Below are 15,247 nucleotides of genomic sequence, written 5' to 3'. Positions count from 1 at the left end.
CCCGCATGAGCGACTCCCTTGATCTCAGCCTGGACGGTGTAGAACGCCGGTCACTGGCTGACTTCACCGAAAATGCCTACCTCAACTACTCCATGTACGTGATCATGGACCGTGCCTTGCCGCATATCGGCGACGGCCTGAAACCGGTACAGCGACGCATCATCTACGCGATGAGCGAGTTGGGGCTGGACGCCGATTCCAAGCACAAGAAATCGGCGCGTACGGTCGGTGACGTGCTCGGTAAGTTCCACCCGCACGGCGACTCGGCTTGCTATGAGGCCATGGTCCTGATGGCCCAGCCGTTCAGCTACCGCTACACGCTGGTCGACGGCCAGGGTAACTGGGGTGCGCCGGATGATCCGAAGTCCTTCGCCGCCATGCGTTACACCGAAGCGCGGCTGTCGCGTTATTCCGAAGTGCTGCTCAGCGAACTGGGCCAAGGCACCGCGGACTGGGGCCCGAACTTCGACGGCACGCTGGAAGAGCCTTTGGTGTTGCCGGCCCGTTTGCCGAATATCCTGCTCAATGGCACCACCGGTATTGCCGTGGGCATGGCTACCGACGTACCACCGCATAACCTGCGCGAAGTCGCAACAGCGTGCGTGCGTTTGCTCGACGAGCCGAAAGCCACGGTAGAACAGCTCTGCGAACACATCCAGGGCCCGGATTACCCGACCGAAGCGGAAATCATCACGCCGCGCGCCGATCTGCTGAAAATCTACGAAACCGGCAAGGGCTCGGTGCGCATGCGCGCCGTGTATCACATCGAAGACGGCGACATCATCGTCACCGCGCTGCCGCATCAGGTCTCCGGGGCCAAAGTGCTGGAACAGATCGCCGCGATGATGCAGGCCAAACCGTCGAAAGCCCCGCAAATCGCTGACCTGCGTGACGAATCCGACCACGAAAACCCGTGCCGGATCGTGATCATTCCGGGGGCACGCAAAAACTTTGACCACGATGCACTGATGCAACACCTGTTCGCCAGCACCGAGCTGGAGTCGAGCTACCGGGTCAACATCAACATCATCGGTCTGGACGGCAAGCCGCAGCTGAAAAACCTGCGGGCATTGCTGGTCGAGTGGCTGGAGTTCCGGGTCCAGACGGTGCGTCGTCGTCTGCAATTTCGCCTGGACAAGGTCGAGCGTCGCCTGCACCTGTTGGACGGTTTGTTGATCGCTTACCTCAATCTGGATGAAGTGATTCACATCATCCGCACCGAGGAGCACCCGAAAGCCGCACTGATCGAACGTTTCGCCCTGAGCGAAATCCAGGCCGATTACATCCTCGACACCCGTTTGCGTCAGTTGGCGCGACTGGAAGAAATGAAGCTGCGTGCCGAGCAGGATGAACTGCTCAAGGAACAAGCCAAGCTGCAAGCCCTGCTGGGCAGCGAAGCCAAGCTGAAAAAGCTGGTACGCACCGAGTTGATCAAGGACGCCGAAACCTACGGCGACGACCGTCGCTCGCCAATCGTCGAACGCGCCGAGGCCAAGGCCCTGACCGAACACGATCTGTTGCCGAACGAGAAAGTGACCGTGGTTCTGTCGGAAAAAGGCTGGGTTCGCTCCGCCAAAGGCCATGAGATCGACGCCACCGGGCTTTCCTACAAGGCCGGGGATGGTTTCAAGGCCTTGGCGGCCGGTCGCTCCAACCAGTTTGCGGTGTTTATCGACTCCACCGGTCGCAGTTATTCGGTGGCCGCGCACACGCTGCCATCGGCCCGAGGCCAGGGCGAACCGCTGACCGGCCGCCTGACGCCGCCGCCAGGGGCGAGTTTCGAATGCGTGCTGATGCCTGAAGACGATTCGCTGTACGTGATCGCCTCCGACGCCGGTTACGGTTTCGTGGTCAAGGGTGAAGACCTGCAAGCCAAGAACAAGGCGGGCAAGGCCCTGTTGAGTTTGCCGAACAACGCCAAAGTGATTCTGCCGCGTCCGGTGGCCGATCGTGAGCACAACTGGCTGGCCTCGGTGACCACCGAAGGTCGCCTGCTGATCTTCAAAATCAGCGATCTGCCACAATTAGGTAAAGGTAAAGGGAATAAGATCATCGGGATTTCCGGTGAACGTGTTGCCAGTCGCGAAGAATATGTCACGGACATCGCCGTTTTGCCGGAAGGTGCCACTTTGGTGCTACAGGCCGGAAAACGTACCTTGTCGCTGAAGGCGGACGACCTCGAACACTACAAAGGTGAGCGTGGGCGTCGCGGTAACAAACTGCCACGGGGCTTTCAGAGGGTGGATGCGCTGTTCGTCGAAAACCTCAACTAAGCGTCCTAGAGCGCTCGATCTACGATTTAACGCGTAGATCGACGCTTTGCCGCTGGAGTCGGAACGCATATTCACGGATGATATGGCCTTTCAAGCGCCGGCGTGGCCGAGCGTTCTTCATATTTTTTGAGTATTTTCACTGTGGTGAGCCTTGTGGCAACCACCTGGATGGGACGATGACTGCTCTGCGCCTTCCTTTTATTTTGATGCTCGCCGGCGTACTTGGCCTGGCGGGTTGCAGCGTTCACCAACCGGTGTCGCTGTATCAGCTGGACAGCGGAAGTCCGGCTCAGCCTGCGCAAAGCGCGGGTATGGCTGTATTGCTGGGCCCGGTAACGGTTGCCGACTACCTGCAACGCGAAACCTTGTTGCAGCGTCAGCCCGATGGCAGCTTGCAGGCTTCGGTTGATGGTCGTTGGGCAGGTAGCCTGTCGTCCGACATCGATCAACTGTTGCTGCGTCAGGTTGCCGGTCATCTGGACAGCCAGCGCGTTGTCCTGGCGCCGGCGACATTAGGCTTCACGCCGGATGTTCAGGTTCTGCTGACGATCACGCGACTGGACTCGGGTGCGTCGCAACCGGCGATCCTTGATGCGCAATGGCGCCTGATCGATCGTCGTGGTCAGGTGCGCGATAACCGCATCATTCATCTGCAGGAGCAGCACACTGGCGGGACTGCGGCTCAGGTTCAGGCTCAGGGTGTGTTGCTGCAGCGTCTGGCCGAGCAACTGGCGACAGCGCTCAAGCCACTGGCCAACCAGCCGCCGATCGCCGAAGCACCTCGCAAGCCAGCTGCCAAGCCTGTGGCACCGGCAGCAGAGCCAGAGAAACAACCGAAGATCCCGATGGCTTCGCCGATTCGTACGGATATGGAAGTGTTCAGGTTCTAAGCCTGGATTGAGTCCAGAACAAAGCCCGCCTTGTGCGGGCTTTGTTGTTTGTGGCGCGTACTGATCGTTCCCACGCTCTGCGTGGGAATGCCTCCAGGGACGCTCCGCGTTCCAGCCTCACCTCATATGTTGCCTGTGCCGGCCTCTTCGCGGGCAAGCCCGCTCCCACATTTACCGCTGCGAATACAAAACTTGTGTGCTACCGAGCACCCTGTGGGAGCGAGGCTTGCCCGCGATGAGGCCAGAACAGGCAACAAAAAGCCCGCAGACGATCACTCATCTGCGGGCTTCTTTACAGCAGGGCTAAGGCTTATGCCCGGCGCTCATGCATCCGCGCCAGTTGCCGTTCCAGCATCGACGGATAAGGCTCCATCAAGCGCTCTACGCAGCACGCACCCTCCGGGCTTGCGATCGGCCGGATTCGCGCGCGCTGGCGAATCAGCGCGTCGTCGCTGATCTTGCGCTCCACCAGCAGCAGGTTGCGGCTGTGTTGGGACAGGGCCAGGGCGTCCTGCGCGGATTCAGTCAGCAGCAGATCAATCTGGCTCAGGCCGAACAGTTCGTCACCCAGCGTCAGGCCTAGCTGCAATTGCAGGGTGATGCCGCTGTCGGCGACTTCGATCTGCAACTGATGGCCCAGGGCACGCAGCAACTCACCGCAGCAGATGGCGTTGGTCAGGTAGTCGTCGCCACTGTCTTCGTTGTGGAACAGCATCAGCGTGCTGCCATCGTTCAGGGTGTGCAGTTCGCTCTGGTAAAGCGACGCGGCCTGATCAAGGCAATCGCGATAGCGTTTGAGCAGCTCTTCCAGGCGTGCGCGGGGCAGGCGGCGCAATTGATCTTGCGCGCCCAGTTGCACGGCCAGTACAGCGCTGTGCTGCGGCAGATTCGATACCTGCGGCTTTACGACTGGTTTCGGCGCGCTGTCTGTCAAGTCGTCACGCAGGTCGGCAAACGGATCTTCGTCGTCCTCATCGTCTTCGACAGTGCTGACAATGCGCCGCGGCGCAGGCTTGAGGCCGGCAAGAGGCTTGGTTTCGTCGAAACTCGGATCGCGCAGGTTACGCACTTCGAAGGTCGGCTCGTTATCGTCGGCGTCTTCGTAATCGCTGTCGTCGTATTCAGGTTCCGGCGCAGGTTCCGGCTCGGCCGGCTCCGGCGCGAAATTGGCGTGCAGCTGGCGAGCGAGGTCGCCGACCTCATCCTGGCGCTCGGTGGCCGGGGTGTATTCGTCGATATTGCGCAGCCACACCCGCAGTTGCATCAGCGGCGTGGAGAGATTGCGCCCCAGGCGCAGGCTCAAGGCCAGGGACAGCGCCAGCAGAATCGCACTCAGAATGCCCATGCTTTGCAGGCTGATGGTCATCGGCTGTTGGAACTGATCCATGTCCAGGCTGATGCGCAGTTGCCCGGCAGTCACATCCTGAAAGGTGATCTTGCTCTGGTACATGCCTTCTGCTTCGCCCAGCAGGCTATGCTTGGGGCGCTGACCGGCTTCGGCGAGGATGCGGTTATCCACGCTGTAGATGGCAGCGTGGGCCACCAGTTTGTTCTTGGTCAGGTTGTTGAGCAGCACGTTCAGGCTGAGGATGTCGTTGGACACCAACAGTTCCGTGGCCGAGGTCGCGGTCTGGGTGGTCAGGCTTTCGCCCAAGGCATCCGCTTGCTCGTGCATGGCCTGCTTGAACTGCAAACCCATCACGCAGGCATAGATCACCAGGGCCAGAGCGACCAGGATCACGTTATGGCTGGCAATGCGCAATGCAATCGGTACACGGCGATGACGCAGTGCCCGGAAGATCAGCAGAAAGAAGTTATCGGTTTTTACTGGCGTGGGCCGGTTCACTTGAGCTCGGCTCTTTGTCCGTGAAGTTGACGCGCAGTATAGCGACAGGCCCTAGACCGTCAAAGCGCTCACGGTGCCCGATGGTCACTGAATATGGGTAGAATGCGGTTTTTTTCCACCTGCGGGGGTGCGCCTTGCGCGAAATCGTCCTGATAAACATCACGGGAGTCGACCGTCCGGGTCTGACTGCGGCCATTACCGGCGTTCTGGCCCAGGGTGGTGTGAACATTCTCGACATCGGTCAGGCGGTGATCCACGACACCCTGTCGTTCGGCATCCTGGTTGAAATTCCCGATACCGAACAAGGTAACTCGGTGCTCAAGGACATCCTGTTCAAAGGCTATGAGCTTGAGCAGCAAGTACGTTTCACGCCGGTATCCGAGGAGGATTACCAGCAATGGGTCGGTAATCAGGGTAAAAAGCGCCACATCGTCACCCTGCTGACCCGCAAAGTGACCGCCGAGCAATTGCAGCGCGTGAGTTCGATCACCGCCAAGTATGGTCTGAACATCGACCATATCGATCGCCTGTCCGGGCGCATGCCGCTCGACACCCCGGCTGACAAGGGCAAGGGCTGCATCGAGTTTTCCGTGCGTGGCGAGGCGGCGGATCCGCAAGCGCTGCGGGCCGAATTCCTCAGCGTCGCTCAAGAATTGAACGTCGACATCGCCTTCCAGGAAGATTCGCTGTTCCGCCGTAACCGCCGTCTGGCGGTGTTCGACATGGACTCGACACTGATCGAAGCTGAAGTCATCGACGAACTGGCCAAGGCCGCCGGTGTGGGCGACCAGGTGTCTGCGATTACCGAGCGAGCGATGGCCGGCGAGCTGGACTTCCGCGCCAGCTTCAAGGAGCGCCTGGCCTTGCTGCAAGGGCTGGACGTCAGCGTGCTGGACTCCATCGGTGCTTCCCTGCGCCTGACCGAAGGCGCCGAAACCCTGTTCGCCGAACTCAAGCGCCTGGGCTACAAGACGGCGATTCTGTCGGGCGGCTTCACCTACTTCGCCAAGCAGCTGCAGGCCAAGCTGGGTATCGACTACGTGTTCGCCAATGAACTGGAAGTGGTCGACGGCAAGGTGACGGGTGTGGCGGTCGAGCCGATTGTCGATGCGCAACGCAAGGCAGATCTGCTGCGTGAGCTGGCGCACAAGGAAGGCTTGCGTCTGGAGCAGACGATAGCCGTCGGTGACGGTGCCAACGACCTGCCGATGCTGGCGATTGCCGGGCTGGGCGTAGCGTTTCGCGCCAAGCCGCTGGTCAAGCAATCGGCTAAGCAGGCGATTTCCACCCTTGGGCTGGATGGCGTGCTGTATCTGCTGGGCTTCCGGGATCGCGACGGGCAGCTCTGAGTTTCAGGTTGTCTGGGCGGGCCGCGGTTTTACAGACGTACGCTCAAAGCGACTTCCACAACGAATCAAACTCTTCCGCTACCCCGAAAACGCCGCTCCCCGCGGCGTTTTCGTTTCTGGTTGTCTCAAGCGTACGGTAGGCAAACTGATTGAAGCTGTTGGTGCTCGCCACCCGACGCTCCAGCTCGGCCCGGTGTTCCTCGCCGTTGGTATTGATCAACACCTTATTGCCTTCCTGGAACGGCAGGCGCGGCGTGAGCAGGGTGGCCGGCAGGTCGATGGCGCTGATGGCGGGCAGTAACAGTCCGCGCAAGTACTGGCTGTGCTCGTCGTGGGAGCGCGTCAGTTGCAGGCCGCAGGGTTCGGCGCATGGCGCGACTTGGGCGATACCCATCTGCGTGCCGCCGCCCCGCACTTGGCGGATCCAGCGCACTACTGCAATGCTCCAGCCTTGACCGGCAGCATCCTCGATACCGACCATTTCGCCAGCCTGTAACTCGGCGGGTACCGTGCCGGGCCAAGCCAGGCAATAGCCGCCTGGGCTGTGATTGATCACCGGCAGCACATAGGTCGGGAAATGCTGCTGGCGGTCGGATGCCTCGTGGCTGTCATCGTTCTGAAGATGCGGGTATTCGATCTCTTCGTAGGGCAGCAGCGTATCTGCGGTGCCATGGGGGGCGGCGTCGAAGGCGTGGTGCCATTGGTCTTTGTCGCGATTTGTCGGGTCGGTAGCCGAGAACCGCGCCGGGCGGGCGCCGGGTTTCTTCAGGATGTCGTTGAACGAGCGTTGCCCGCTGAGATAAAAGTGCAATGCACTCATGCCCACGCACAGGGTCAACGTGCCGTGGCCGACGGTACGCTGAAAACTGCGCTCGGCGGCCTGACCCCAGGCAGCATGCAGGTGTTGCAGCGTATCCAGATTCAATCCCGCCGAAACGGGTAAAGGCGATACCTTGTCGGCCGACTGTTGCAGATGGGTTTCGATGGCCGCGACCAGAGGTTGTGGGTCGATTCCTAGCAAGCTCTCCTGTTGTTCGGCGAGGAATTTGGAGCGGTAACGCGGCCCGGTGTCGAGATCCGGGGCGATGGCAAACAGCCCGTTGTCCGGTTTGGCCGGTTGCAGCTTGATCCACTGGCTCCAGGGTTCGAGCACCTCGGCGAGCCGGGCGATCTGGTTCTGGCGCAGTTGATTGCAGCGTGAAGCACCCAGCAGGAGGGCGACGACGTAGGTTTGCTCGATGCTCAGGCTTTGTGTCTGGTTGGCCAGTTCATCGCGCACGCTCAACTGTTGCAGTTGGAACTGACAGCCAATCCGGTACAGCTGATGTAACTCGAGCCACAGATTTTCGGGTACCGGACAATAGAGTTCAGTGGCGCGGATCAATGCGCCGTTCAAACAATGAATTGCCCGTTGCAAAGCTTGAGTTAGCAACGGCGCACGGTCTTTGCTGAAGCGCGGTGTGATGCGGATGACGATTTGCTTGTAGCCGATCGCCAAGTGGCTCTGTAGCGCCTGGCAAAGGTTGGCGATCTTGCGCGAGCGTTCGTCGAGCACAATCGCCTGATGCAGGAAATGCCGTTCCAGGTGCTTGCAGACGTAATACACCTCGGGCCGCAGCAGTTCGAGCAATTGCAGACGATTGTCGCTGGGTGTGAGCAGTTGGTTGAGTTCGCTCAAGCCTTGATACAACTGGCGAGCGGTTTCGCCGAGGTTGGCTTTGGGCAGGTTGGCGATCCAGCGCTTGAGGTCGCGAGGCGTGGCTTCGCAGAAAGACAGACGCGACTGCGTCGGGATCGGTGCGCGTAGCAGCAGGGCAGGATTGGTCTCATTCATGCCGTAGACAAACTCCGACCGGGAAATGGGCAGTGAATGACTTGACTGTAGCAGCTATGAACGCGGAGCAGGAGCACCACCGAAATGTCCGACCCCACGAAAGATGTTCGTGGGGTCGTATCAGGGATCAGGCGTTTGGCAAGCCGATGCCCTGGCCCATTTGCACTGGCGAAAGGGCACCCAGCCCTTCAGCCCATTTCACTTGATCCGGCCCAAACAACACGACCGCCGTAGAGCCGAGTTTGAAGCGACCCAATTCCGCGCCTTTCTCCAGATGGATCGGCGCACGAGCCGCTTCGTCGTAACGGAAGGTTTTCAGCTCGCGTTTTGGCGGCGTGATCAGCCCGGCCCAGACAGTTTCGATCGACGCCACAATCATCGCGCCCACCAGCACCACGGCCATCGGCCCGCGCTCGGTATCGAAAATGCACGCCACACGCTCGTTGCGCGCGAACAACTCCGGTACGTTTTCAGCAGTGGTCTGGTTGACCGAGAAGATGCGGCCGGGGATGTAGACCATCTCGCGCAGGGTGCCGGCCAGCGGCATGTGCACGCGGTGGTAATCCTTGGGCGACAGGTAAATGGTGGCGAAATCACCACCCATGAATGGCGCTGCGTTGGCCGCGTCACCACCGAGCAATTCCAGCACGCTGAAGCTGTGGCCCTTGGCCTGGAAAACGCGACCGTGTTCGATCGGGCCGAGCTGGCTGACGGCACCGTCGGCCGGGCTGAGGATCGCGCCTGGGGTTTGGTCCAGCGGGCGGGCGCCGTCTTTCAAGGCACGAGTGAAGAACGCATTGAAGTGCTCGTAAGCCGTCAGGTCTTCGACCAGCGCCTGGGACATGTCCACTTGATAACGCTTGGCGAACCAGGCGGTCAAGGCGTTCTTGAACCAGCGCACGCGGCATTCGGCAATGCAGCCCGCCAGTCGCGAGAGCAAGTGGTGGGGCAGCAGGTATTGGCTGAGGATAAACAAACGCTTATTCATTAACAGTCCTTAAAAAACCTTAAATCTCTACGGGCGTGTCGGGATGGTTGCCCCATTCGCCCCAGGAGCCGGCGTAGCCTTTGACTCGCGGATAACCGAGCGACTTGGCGACTAGATACGTGAAGCCAGAACGATGGTGAGTCTGGCAGTGGGTAATGACTTCTTTGTCTTTGGTAATGCCGAGTTGTTCCAGGATTTTCGGCATGTCGGTGCGGATACGCAGGTTGCGCGCCTGATCCATGCCGGCTGTCCATTCGAAATTGACCGCCCCGGGAATGTGCCCGCCCTTGGCCGCCAGCACTTTCTCGCCGGAGTACTCCAGCGGCCCGCGTGCGTCCCAGATTGCCAGGTCGGCGGCACCGAGACGACTTTGCAGGTACTCGCGGGTGGCGGTGGGTTCATCGTGCAGGGTCAACGCAACCGGGCCACCGACCGGGGCCGGGATCTGGATCGACATCGGCGAGCCTTCTGCCAGCCAGGCCGTCAGACCGCCGTCGAGGTAGTGGTACTTGTTGTGACCGATAACATCCAACAGCCAGATAAAACGCCCGGCCCAACCGCCGCCTTCGTCGTCATAGACGACGTAGACCGCATCGGGGTTGTGCCCCAGTTCGCCGAACAATGTTTCAAGCGCGGCTTGGGTCGGCAGCAGGCCTGGCGCAGGCGCCTGACCCAGTTGAGTGCGTTTTGGATCGACAAAGCGTGCCCCGGGGATATGCCCTGCGGCATAGCGGGCGCTGCTGGTCAGGTCCACCAGAATCAGTTCGCGGGAGTCGAGACGCGGGAGCAGGTCGCTCGGTTCGATCACCAGCGCCAAGCCAGAGAAGTCAGACATGTGAGGTCTCCAGAGCACAAAGGGGAGGATTGTAGCGCAGCGTCATGAGGGCCTGTTATCAGTTATTTCGGCACAGGAAATAACTGAAAACAGGCCCGGTGATCGTCCTATCGCTGGCTAAAGCTGTGCAGGGCCTTTTCGATGCACTGCGCGGTTTTGCCGAAAGCCTGCACGGTGATTTCCGAGAACGGCCCGCCGCCCTGATCCGCCACCACGATCATGATCACCCGACCGTTGTTGACGAGTGAGCGCAGAAGCAGGTGTTCGCCACCGAACTGTGAGCGCAGGCTGGCCGGCAACAGGGCGGAGAATTGTGCGTTGTTGGCTGGCGTCAGGCGCACCTGGGCCTGTTGCGCGAGCAGGCGCTGCAGTACGGTGCTTTGGCTGACCACCAGGTTCAGGCCGGCCACTTCTTTGGGCAGCCCGGCAGTCTGGTGCACACGCAGATTAGCGTGCGTGCGATCGGCCATCAAAATCATCACCCGTCGCATGCCGCATGCCACCAGGGCGTCTCGGGCCGATGTGGTCAAGTGCATGGCATTGGTAAAACGGCTCGGCTCCACCAGCAACTCGGCGCATTGTTTACGCCACTTCGCCAGGTCTTCGGCGGTGGGTGCCGGGGCTGGCAGCAAACCGCCGTGAATGCGGTTGATGCCCGACGGCCAGATCAGCGCTTCGGCCGGGTGCCAGAGGTCCGGCATGGCGTGTTGGCGGGCGCTATTGGCGGCTTGCTGGTGCAATTGTTGTTGCACCTCATCCATCGACATTTGCAGGTAAAGGCTGGTCAGGAACTGCCAGCGTTCACAGTGAGGACTGTCCCAGGCCTGTTGTGCCGACAACGCCAGACCATTGGCCAGCAGCACGGTGTTGGCGGGTTGATTAAGCCAGCGGCGCAGCGTCGGGTCATCGTCGAGACGGTTCTGTTGGCGCAGCGGGTGATCGCTATCACGCGCGATGCGCAGGACTTTCACCAGTTCGCGTTGTTCGCTCCGCAGCAGCCGATAACCCTGCTGCACCCAGATCGGCAAACGCCAGGTATCCACCAGCGCCAGACAGATTTCCAGCAGACACACGCCGAACAATTGCTTTTCGACTTTGCGCGCCGACTCACCTTTATGGATGACCCGCAGCTCCCATTCTTCAAGCAACTGCGGATGGGTCAACGCCATGGGCCACAGTGGCGAAAGAAACAGCAGACTGCCCCAGTGGATGTCTTGCCACAACCGCGCCAGGCGACTGGCAAAAAAACCGTTGGCCTGTTGAGTGGCGTGCTGGCTGATCAACTGAAGCTGGCGCAGGGCGGCGGGGATTTCCGATTGGGGGGCGGCGGGCAAGCGCTCGAGCAATTCTTCGGTGCGTTTCAAACCGAGGCGATTGATCGCCACCTCAAGGTTTTCAGCCGGCGTGGCCATGCTGCCATGGGTGTGGCGATTGGCTTCGCGAATTACGCTCAAGGCCAGGGCCGGGCTGTCCTGCATCAATTCGGCAATGTCGCGCAGTGAGCTGCGGCTATCGCGGATGGCTTTGCAGACCCGGTCGTGACTGGCTTGCGGAACCGGCAGGCGCACACCATCGAGAAGCTTGACCCAGCCTTCGAGCGTGGTCGGTTTTGGCATTGGGACGTTCGTTTCGTTAGCCATGTCTGGACGCGATCATCGTCTGCTTTACCCTATCCCTGAGCGGGTCAAATTAGCTTTTCGCCTGAACTGGCTATAGTCTGGCGCAGTTTTGCCGATAAGTAGAAGAAGAGATTTTTTAACTTCCGAATATGACCTTGAACCCGACTCAGTAAGTGCTCTCCTACCTATGGCTAAAATTATCGGCATCATCGTCGTATTCGCGAGCGTGCTCGGCGGATACGTGCTTTCCCACGGCAAGATTGCCGCCCTCATCCAGCCTTTCGAGGTGATGATTATCGGTGGCGCGGCCCTTGGTGCATTCCTGCAGGCCAACCCCGGTCATATGACGATGCACGTGCTCAAGAAGTCCTTGGGCATGTTCAGTTCGCGTTTCAACCACACCTTCTACCTGGAAGTGCTGGGGCTGATTTACGAGATTCTCAACAAGAGCCGTCGCGAAGGCATGATGGCCATCGAAGGCGACATCGAAGATGCCGCTGCGAGCCCGATCTTCGCCAAGTATCCAGCAGTCCTGAAAGATGACCGCATGACCGCGTACATCTGCGATTACCTGCGCATCATGTCCTCCGGCAACATGGCGCCCCATGAGCTTGAAGGCTTGTTCGACATGGAACTGACCAGCCTCAAGGAAGACCTGGATCACCCCTCCCACGCCGTCAACGGCATCGCCGATGCCATGCCGGGCTTCGGTATCGTCGCGGCGGTATTGGGTATCGTGGTGACCATGGCTTCGTTGGGTGAAAGCGACCAGAAAATGATTGGCCTGCACGTGGGTGCGGCTCTGGTAGGTACCTTCTTCGGTATTCTCGCGGCCTACGGTTTCTTTGGCCCGCTGGCACACGCCCTGGGCCACGACGCCAAGGAAGAACTGAACGTCTACGAAGCCATCAAGGCCTCGCTGGTGGCTTCGGCTTCCGGCATGCCGCCATCGCTGGCGGTGGAATTCGGTCGCAAGGTTCTGTACCCGGCGCACCGTCCTAGCTTCGCTGAGCTGGAACAAGCGGTTCGCGGTCGCTAAGTCATGGAAAATAACCAGCCGATAATCATCAAGCGCGTCAAAAAGTACGCGGGCGGGCATCACGGGGGCTCCTGGAAAATCGCCTTCGCGGACTTCGCAACGGCGATGATGGCGTTCTTCCTGGTGCTATGGCTGTTGTCCACCGCAACACCGGAACAGAAGATCGCCATCGCCGGTTACTTCAAGGACCCGGTCGGTTTTAGCGAAAGTGGCACGCCATACATCATCGATCTGGGCGGCTCGCCGACCCTGGCACCGGAGAACACCCTCAACCCCGAGGTGAAATCCCAGCCCCAGCCGGACAAGGTGACGATCGACTCTGAACAGGTCGAAGGCATGGCCGAGCTGGTCGAGAAGGAACGCCTGGAATTGCTGCTGCAAGAGCTGCAGAACAAGGTCGAAGAAAACCCGCAGTTGCAGAAGTTCAAGGACCAGATCCTCTTCGAGATCACTCAGGACGGTTTGCGCATCCAGATAGTGGACGCCGAAAACCGCCCGATGTTCGACTCCGGCAGTGCGCGTCTGAAGCCGTATTTCGAAGACATCCTGCTGGCCATGGCCGACACCATCAAGGCGGTGCCGAACAAGATCAGCATCAGCGGCCACACAGATGCCAAGCCGTACTCGGGCACCGGCGACTTCGGCAACTGGGAGCTCTCGGCCAACCGCGCCAACGCGGCTCGCCGTGCGTTGATCGCCGGCAGCTACCCGGATTCACAAGTGGCGCGAGTCGTGGGCTACGCCTCGTCAGCGCTGTTCGACCGGGAGAACCCGTTCAACCCGGTCAACCGTCGCATCGACATCGTCGTGCTGACCAAGAAAGCCCAGCGAGCCATCGAAGGTTCGCAAGGTGCCGAACCTGCGCCAGTGCCAACGCAAGGGCAGGGTGGCCCAGGCGAAGTGCCCGCGCCGCCAGCCGATCCGAATGCCTTGCCGGCGGATAAGGAACCGCTGCCGGCCCATGAGCTTCGGGAGCGGTTGAATCTGTTTGATGATCCTGTGCCGAAACCGGGTGAGGCGCCCAAGCAGTGACCATGCTACTGATCATTTTCGTGGCTTTACGAAAATGATCGAGATCAGCACTGAAAATCAGAAAGCCGCGAACATCGCGGCTTTTTTGTGCGGATCAGTAACCGCGACGAATGCGGTCCTTGAGCTGGTCATGGAACAGATCGGCATTACGCTTGAAGGTGCCGCGAATGGATTCGCTGAAAGACTCTATTCCTGTCGAGCGCTCCAACATGGCCTCTTTGCGGTAGGCATCGATAAAAAAGTCGAGATCGGTATCACCACTCAACTTCGGCCATTTATCCAGGTACAGCGGCAGTGCGCTGGGACCGATCTTGTAAGAGCAGATCCTGCGATCACTGATGGTTGCTTCGCCGATTTCAAACGGCACCCACCAGGACATGGCAGTCTCCTGCGAGACCACCGCCAGCAAGTGCGTGCATTCGGTAATGTTGCGGGTGATGACGGCGGTGATGTCGTCGGTTTGCTGGGATTCGGTGTCCAACACGTCGAGATAGGTCTTGATGTTCGCTAGTTTCAGGCGCGCATTGATGGCCATCGCCTGGGCGCGGTCGGTGTGGCGGTAACTGATAAACACAGGCATCAAAAATGTCCCTTGATCGCGAGTTCGCGGTAATAGGCGCCGAGGGCGGTGAGGCGACAGCCGGTGGAGTGGAGGGCGGCGTAGTACATGTGTTCGGCGTCCACCGGTTCGATCAGGCTGTGGCGGTTGCACTTTTGCAGTTGGGCGAACACTTCACCGTGCTCCGGGTCGAACGTGGCTTCGGTAGGTTCGTAGCTGGGGTCGAGGGCGAACATTGATTCCGCCTCTTCGAACCAATCGGGCAGTTTGCGCAGAATCTCTTTGGGGATCAGCGGCGAGACTTCTCGCAATGAAATGAACTGCGACACATTGGTCTTGAACACTGGGCGCTGTTCCCACGCGTCGAGAGCGTTGTCGACGAATGAATAGAGGCTGCCGGGCGTGATTTTCCCCAGGATGTTCGCGGCGCCGCCGTGCAGTGCCTGCAGCAACAGCCCGGTGAAGACGCCGTGGTTGGCGCCTTCCATGGCCGGCTCTTCCTTTTTGCACGCGGTGAGGATGGTCATGCCTTCGCACACCATGCTGCTTTCGCTGCGCAGCGCCCGCACTTCGCCCGCCGAGCCAGCCTGACAGCAGTCGAGAATAATCACTTTGTTTTTGATTTTTACGGCTTTGGTCGCCCAATTCAGGATGTCGCTGATGCGAATTCCATCCTTGGCGGATTTGTAGTCCTGGGGGATCAGCATGCCTTCGTCCGTATCGATGTCGAAGTTGCCGTGGCCGGCGAAGTACAGCAGTGCAACGCTGCAATCGCCTGAAAACAATTCCTGGATATGCCCTTCGAGCTTTTCACGACTCAGATAATCTTCGGCGGAGGTCAGCACCAGGTTCTTGAAATTCGGATCGCCATTGGCGTCGGTTTTCAGCACCGAAGCCATGGCCATCGCGTCGTTGTTGCAACCACTCAATTGCGAAACATGGCTGTAGTTATTAATGCCGATGAACAGTCCCTTGCGCATGGT

The 15,247-nt window shown here is 59.8% G+C and carries 12 protein-coding genes; 5 read left to right on the top strand and 7 right to left on the bottom strand.

Features of this window, described 5'->3' with window-relative positions:
- Positions 1-5 precede the first annotated feature (5 nt).
- Together parC and PSH88_RS27820 are read left to right on the top strand one after the other, a co-directional pair.
- A complete protein-coding gene (gene parC / locus PSH88_RS27825; RefSeq protein WP_038978692.1) occupies positions 6-2,273 on the top strand; it encodes a DNA topoisomerase IV subunit A in 2,268 nt (755 codons plus the stop codon).
- A gap of 176 nt (positions 2,274-2,449) precedes the next feature.
- Positions 2,450-3,163, top strand: a complete 714-nt coding sequence (locus tag PSH88_RS27820; RefSeq protein WP_305423931.1) for a PqiC family protein — start codon at positions 2,450-2,452, stop codon at positions 3,161-3,163.
- 310 nt (positions 3,164-3,473) lie between these two features.
- Here the strand turns inward: PSH88_RS27820 and PSH88_RS27815 are convergent, their stop codons facing one another.
- Positions 3,474-5,009: an AhpA/YtjB family protein gene (locus tag PSH88_RS27815; protein WP_305483420.1), complete on the bottom strand. Its 1,536-nt coding sequence runs from the start codon at positions 5,007-5,009 to the stop codon at positions 3,474-3,476.
- A 134-nt stretch (positions 5,010-5,143) separates the two neighbouring features.
- Between PSH88_RS27815 and serB the strand changes: the two genes are divergently transcribed.
- Positions 5,144-6,358 (top strand): phosphoserine phosphatase SerB, encoded by a 1,215-nt coding sequence (gene serB, locus PSH88_RS27810; RefSeq protein ID WP_007939616.1) that lies wholly within the window; start codon positions 5,144-5,146, stop codon positions 6,356-6,358.
- Positions 6,359-6,401: 43 nt separating this feature from the next.
- Here the strand turns inward: serB and PSH88_RS27805 are convergent, their stop codons facing one another.
- The 4 genes from PSH88_RS27805 to PSH88_RS27790 all read right to left on the bottom strand — a co-directional run bounded on the left by PSH88_RS27805 (position 6,402) and on the right by PSH88_RS27790 (position 11,655).
- Entirely contained in the window at positions 6,402-8,192 is a 1,791-nt protein-coding gene (locus PSH88_RS27805) for a molecular chaperone (protein WP_305423930.1), read from the bottom strand.
- Between the two features lie 127 nt (positions 8,193-8,319).
- Positions 8,320-9,180, bottom strand: a complete 861-nt coding sequence (gene asd / locus PSH88_RS27800) for an archaetidylserine decarboxylase (RefSeq protein WP_176466881.1) — start codon at positions 9,178-9,180, stop codon at positions 8,320-8,322.
- Between the two features lie 19 nt (positions 9,181-9,199).
- Positions 9,200-10,015 carry a rhodanese-like domain-containing protein gene (locus tag PSH88_RS27795; RefSeq protein ID WP_305423927.1) on the bottom strand — a complete coding sequence of 272 codons (816 nt, stop codon included), beginning with the start codon at positions 10,013-10,015 and terminating at the stop codon, positions 9,200-9,202.
- Positions 10,016-10,122: 107 nt separating this feature from the next.
- Entirely contained in the window at positions 10,123-11,655 is a 1,533-nt protein-coding gene (locus tag PSH88_RS27790) for an HDOD domain-containing protein (protein WP_305423926.1), read from the bottom strand.
- A 166-nt stretch (positions 11,656-11,821) separates the two neighbouring features.
- Between PSH88_RS27790 and motA the strand changes: the two genes are divergently transcribed.
- Positions 11,822-12,673 (top strand): flagellar motor stator protein MotA, encoded by an 852-nt coding sequence (gene motA, locus PSH88_RS27785; protein ID WP_008009851.1) that lies wholly within the window; start codon positions 11,822-11,824, stop codon positions 12,671-12,673.
- A 3-nt stretch (positions 12,674-12,676) separates the two neighbouring features.
- The gene (motB, locus tag PSH88_RS27780) at positions 12,677-13,705 is read left to right on the top strand and encodes a flagellar motor protein MotB (protein WP_305423924.1); all 1,029 of its coding nucleotides are present in this window, start codon (positions 12,677-12,679) and stop codon (positions 13,703-13,705) included.
- Positions 13,706-13,799: 94 nt separating this feature from the next.
- On the opposite strand, the gene PSH88_RS27775 is transcribed toward motB, so the two are convergent.
- Positions 13,800-14,285, bottom strand: coding sequence for a toll/interleukin-1 receptor domain-containing protein (locus PSH88_RS27775; protein WP_305423922.1), 486 nt, complete (start codon positions 14,283-14,285; stop codon positions 13,800-13,802).
- Positions 14,285-15,244 (bottom strand): caspase family protein, encoded by a 960-nt coding sequence (locus PSH88_RS27770; RefSeq protein ID WP_305423921.1) that lies wholly within the window; start codon positions 15,242-15,244, stop codon positions 14,285-14,287. Before PSH88_RS27770 ends, PSH88_RS27775 begins: the two co-directional genes overlap by 1 nt.
- Between the last annotated feature and the right edge of the window lie 3 nt (positions 15,245-15,247).

The sequence above is a fragment of the Pseudomonas wuhanensis genome, assembly GCF_030687395.1.
Classification (GTDB): domain Bacteria; phylum Pseudomonadota; class Gammaproteobacteria; order Pseudomonadales; family Pseudomonadaceae; genus Aquipseudomonas; species Aquipseudomonas wuhanensis.
The sequence above is the reverse complement of the archived record's forward strand: the minus strand, read 5'-3'. Positions and strand labels throughout refer to the sequence as shown.

Coding starts and splice junctions, on each gene's coding strand:
- parC (WP_038978692.1), top strand. CDS start 6: ATGAGCGACTCCCTTGATCTCAGCCTGGACGGTGTAGAACGCCGGTCA.
- PSH88_RS27820 (WP_305423931.1), top strand. CDS start 2,450: ATGACTGCTCTGCGCCTTCCTTTTATTTTGATGCTCGCCGGCGTACTT.
- PSH88_RS27805 (WP_305423930.1), bottom strand. CDS start 8,192: ATGAATGAGACCAATCCTGCCCTGCTGCTACGCGCACCGATCCCGACG.
- asd (WP_176466881.1), bottom strand. CDS start 9,180: ATGAATAAGCGTTTGTTTATCCTCAGCCAATACCTGCTGCCCCACCAC.
- PSH88_RS27795 (WP_305423927.1), bottom strand. CDS start 10,015: ATGTCTGACTTCTCTGGCTTGGCGCTGGTGATCGAACCGAGCGACCTG.
- PSH88_RS27790 (WP_305423926.1), bottom strand. CDS start 11,655: ATGGCTAACGAAACGAACGTCCCAATGCCAAAACCGACCACGCTCGAA.
- motA (WP_008009851.1), top strand. CDS start 11,822: ATGGCTAAAATTATCGGCATCATCGTCGTATTCGCGAGCGTGCTCGGC.
- motB (WP_305423924.1), top strand. CDS start 12,677: ATGGAAAATAACCAGCCGATAATCATCAAGCGCGTCAAAAAGTACGCG.
- PSH88_RS27775 (WP_305423922.1), bottom strand. CDS start 14,285: ATGCCTGTGTTTATCAGTTACCGCCACACCGACCGCGCCCAGGCGATG.
- PSH88_RS27770 (WP_305423921.1), bottom strand. CDS start 15,244: ATGCGCAAGGGACTGTTCATCGGCATTAATAACTACAGCCATGTTTCG.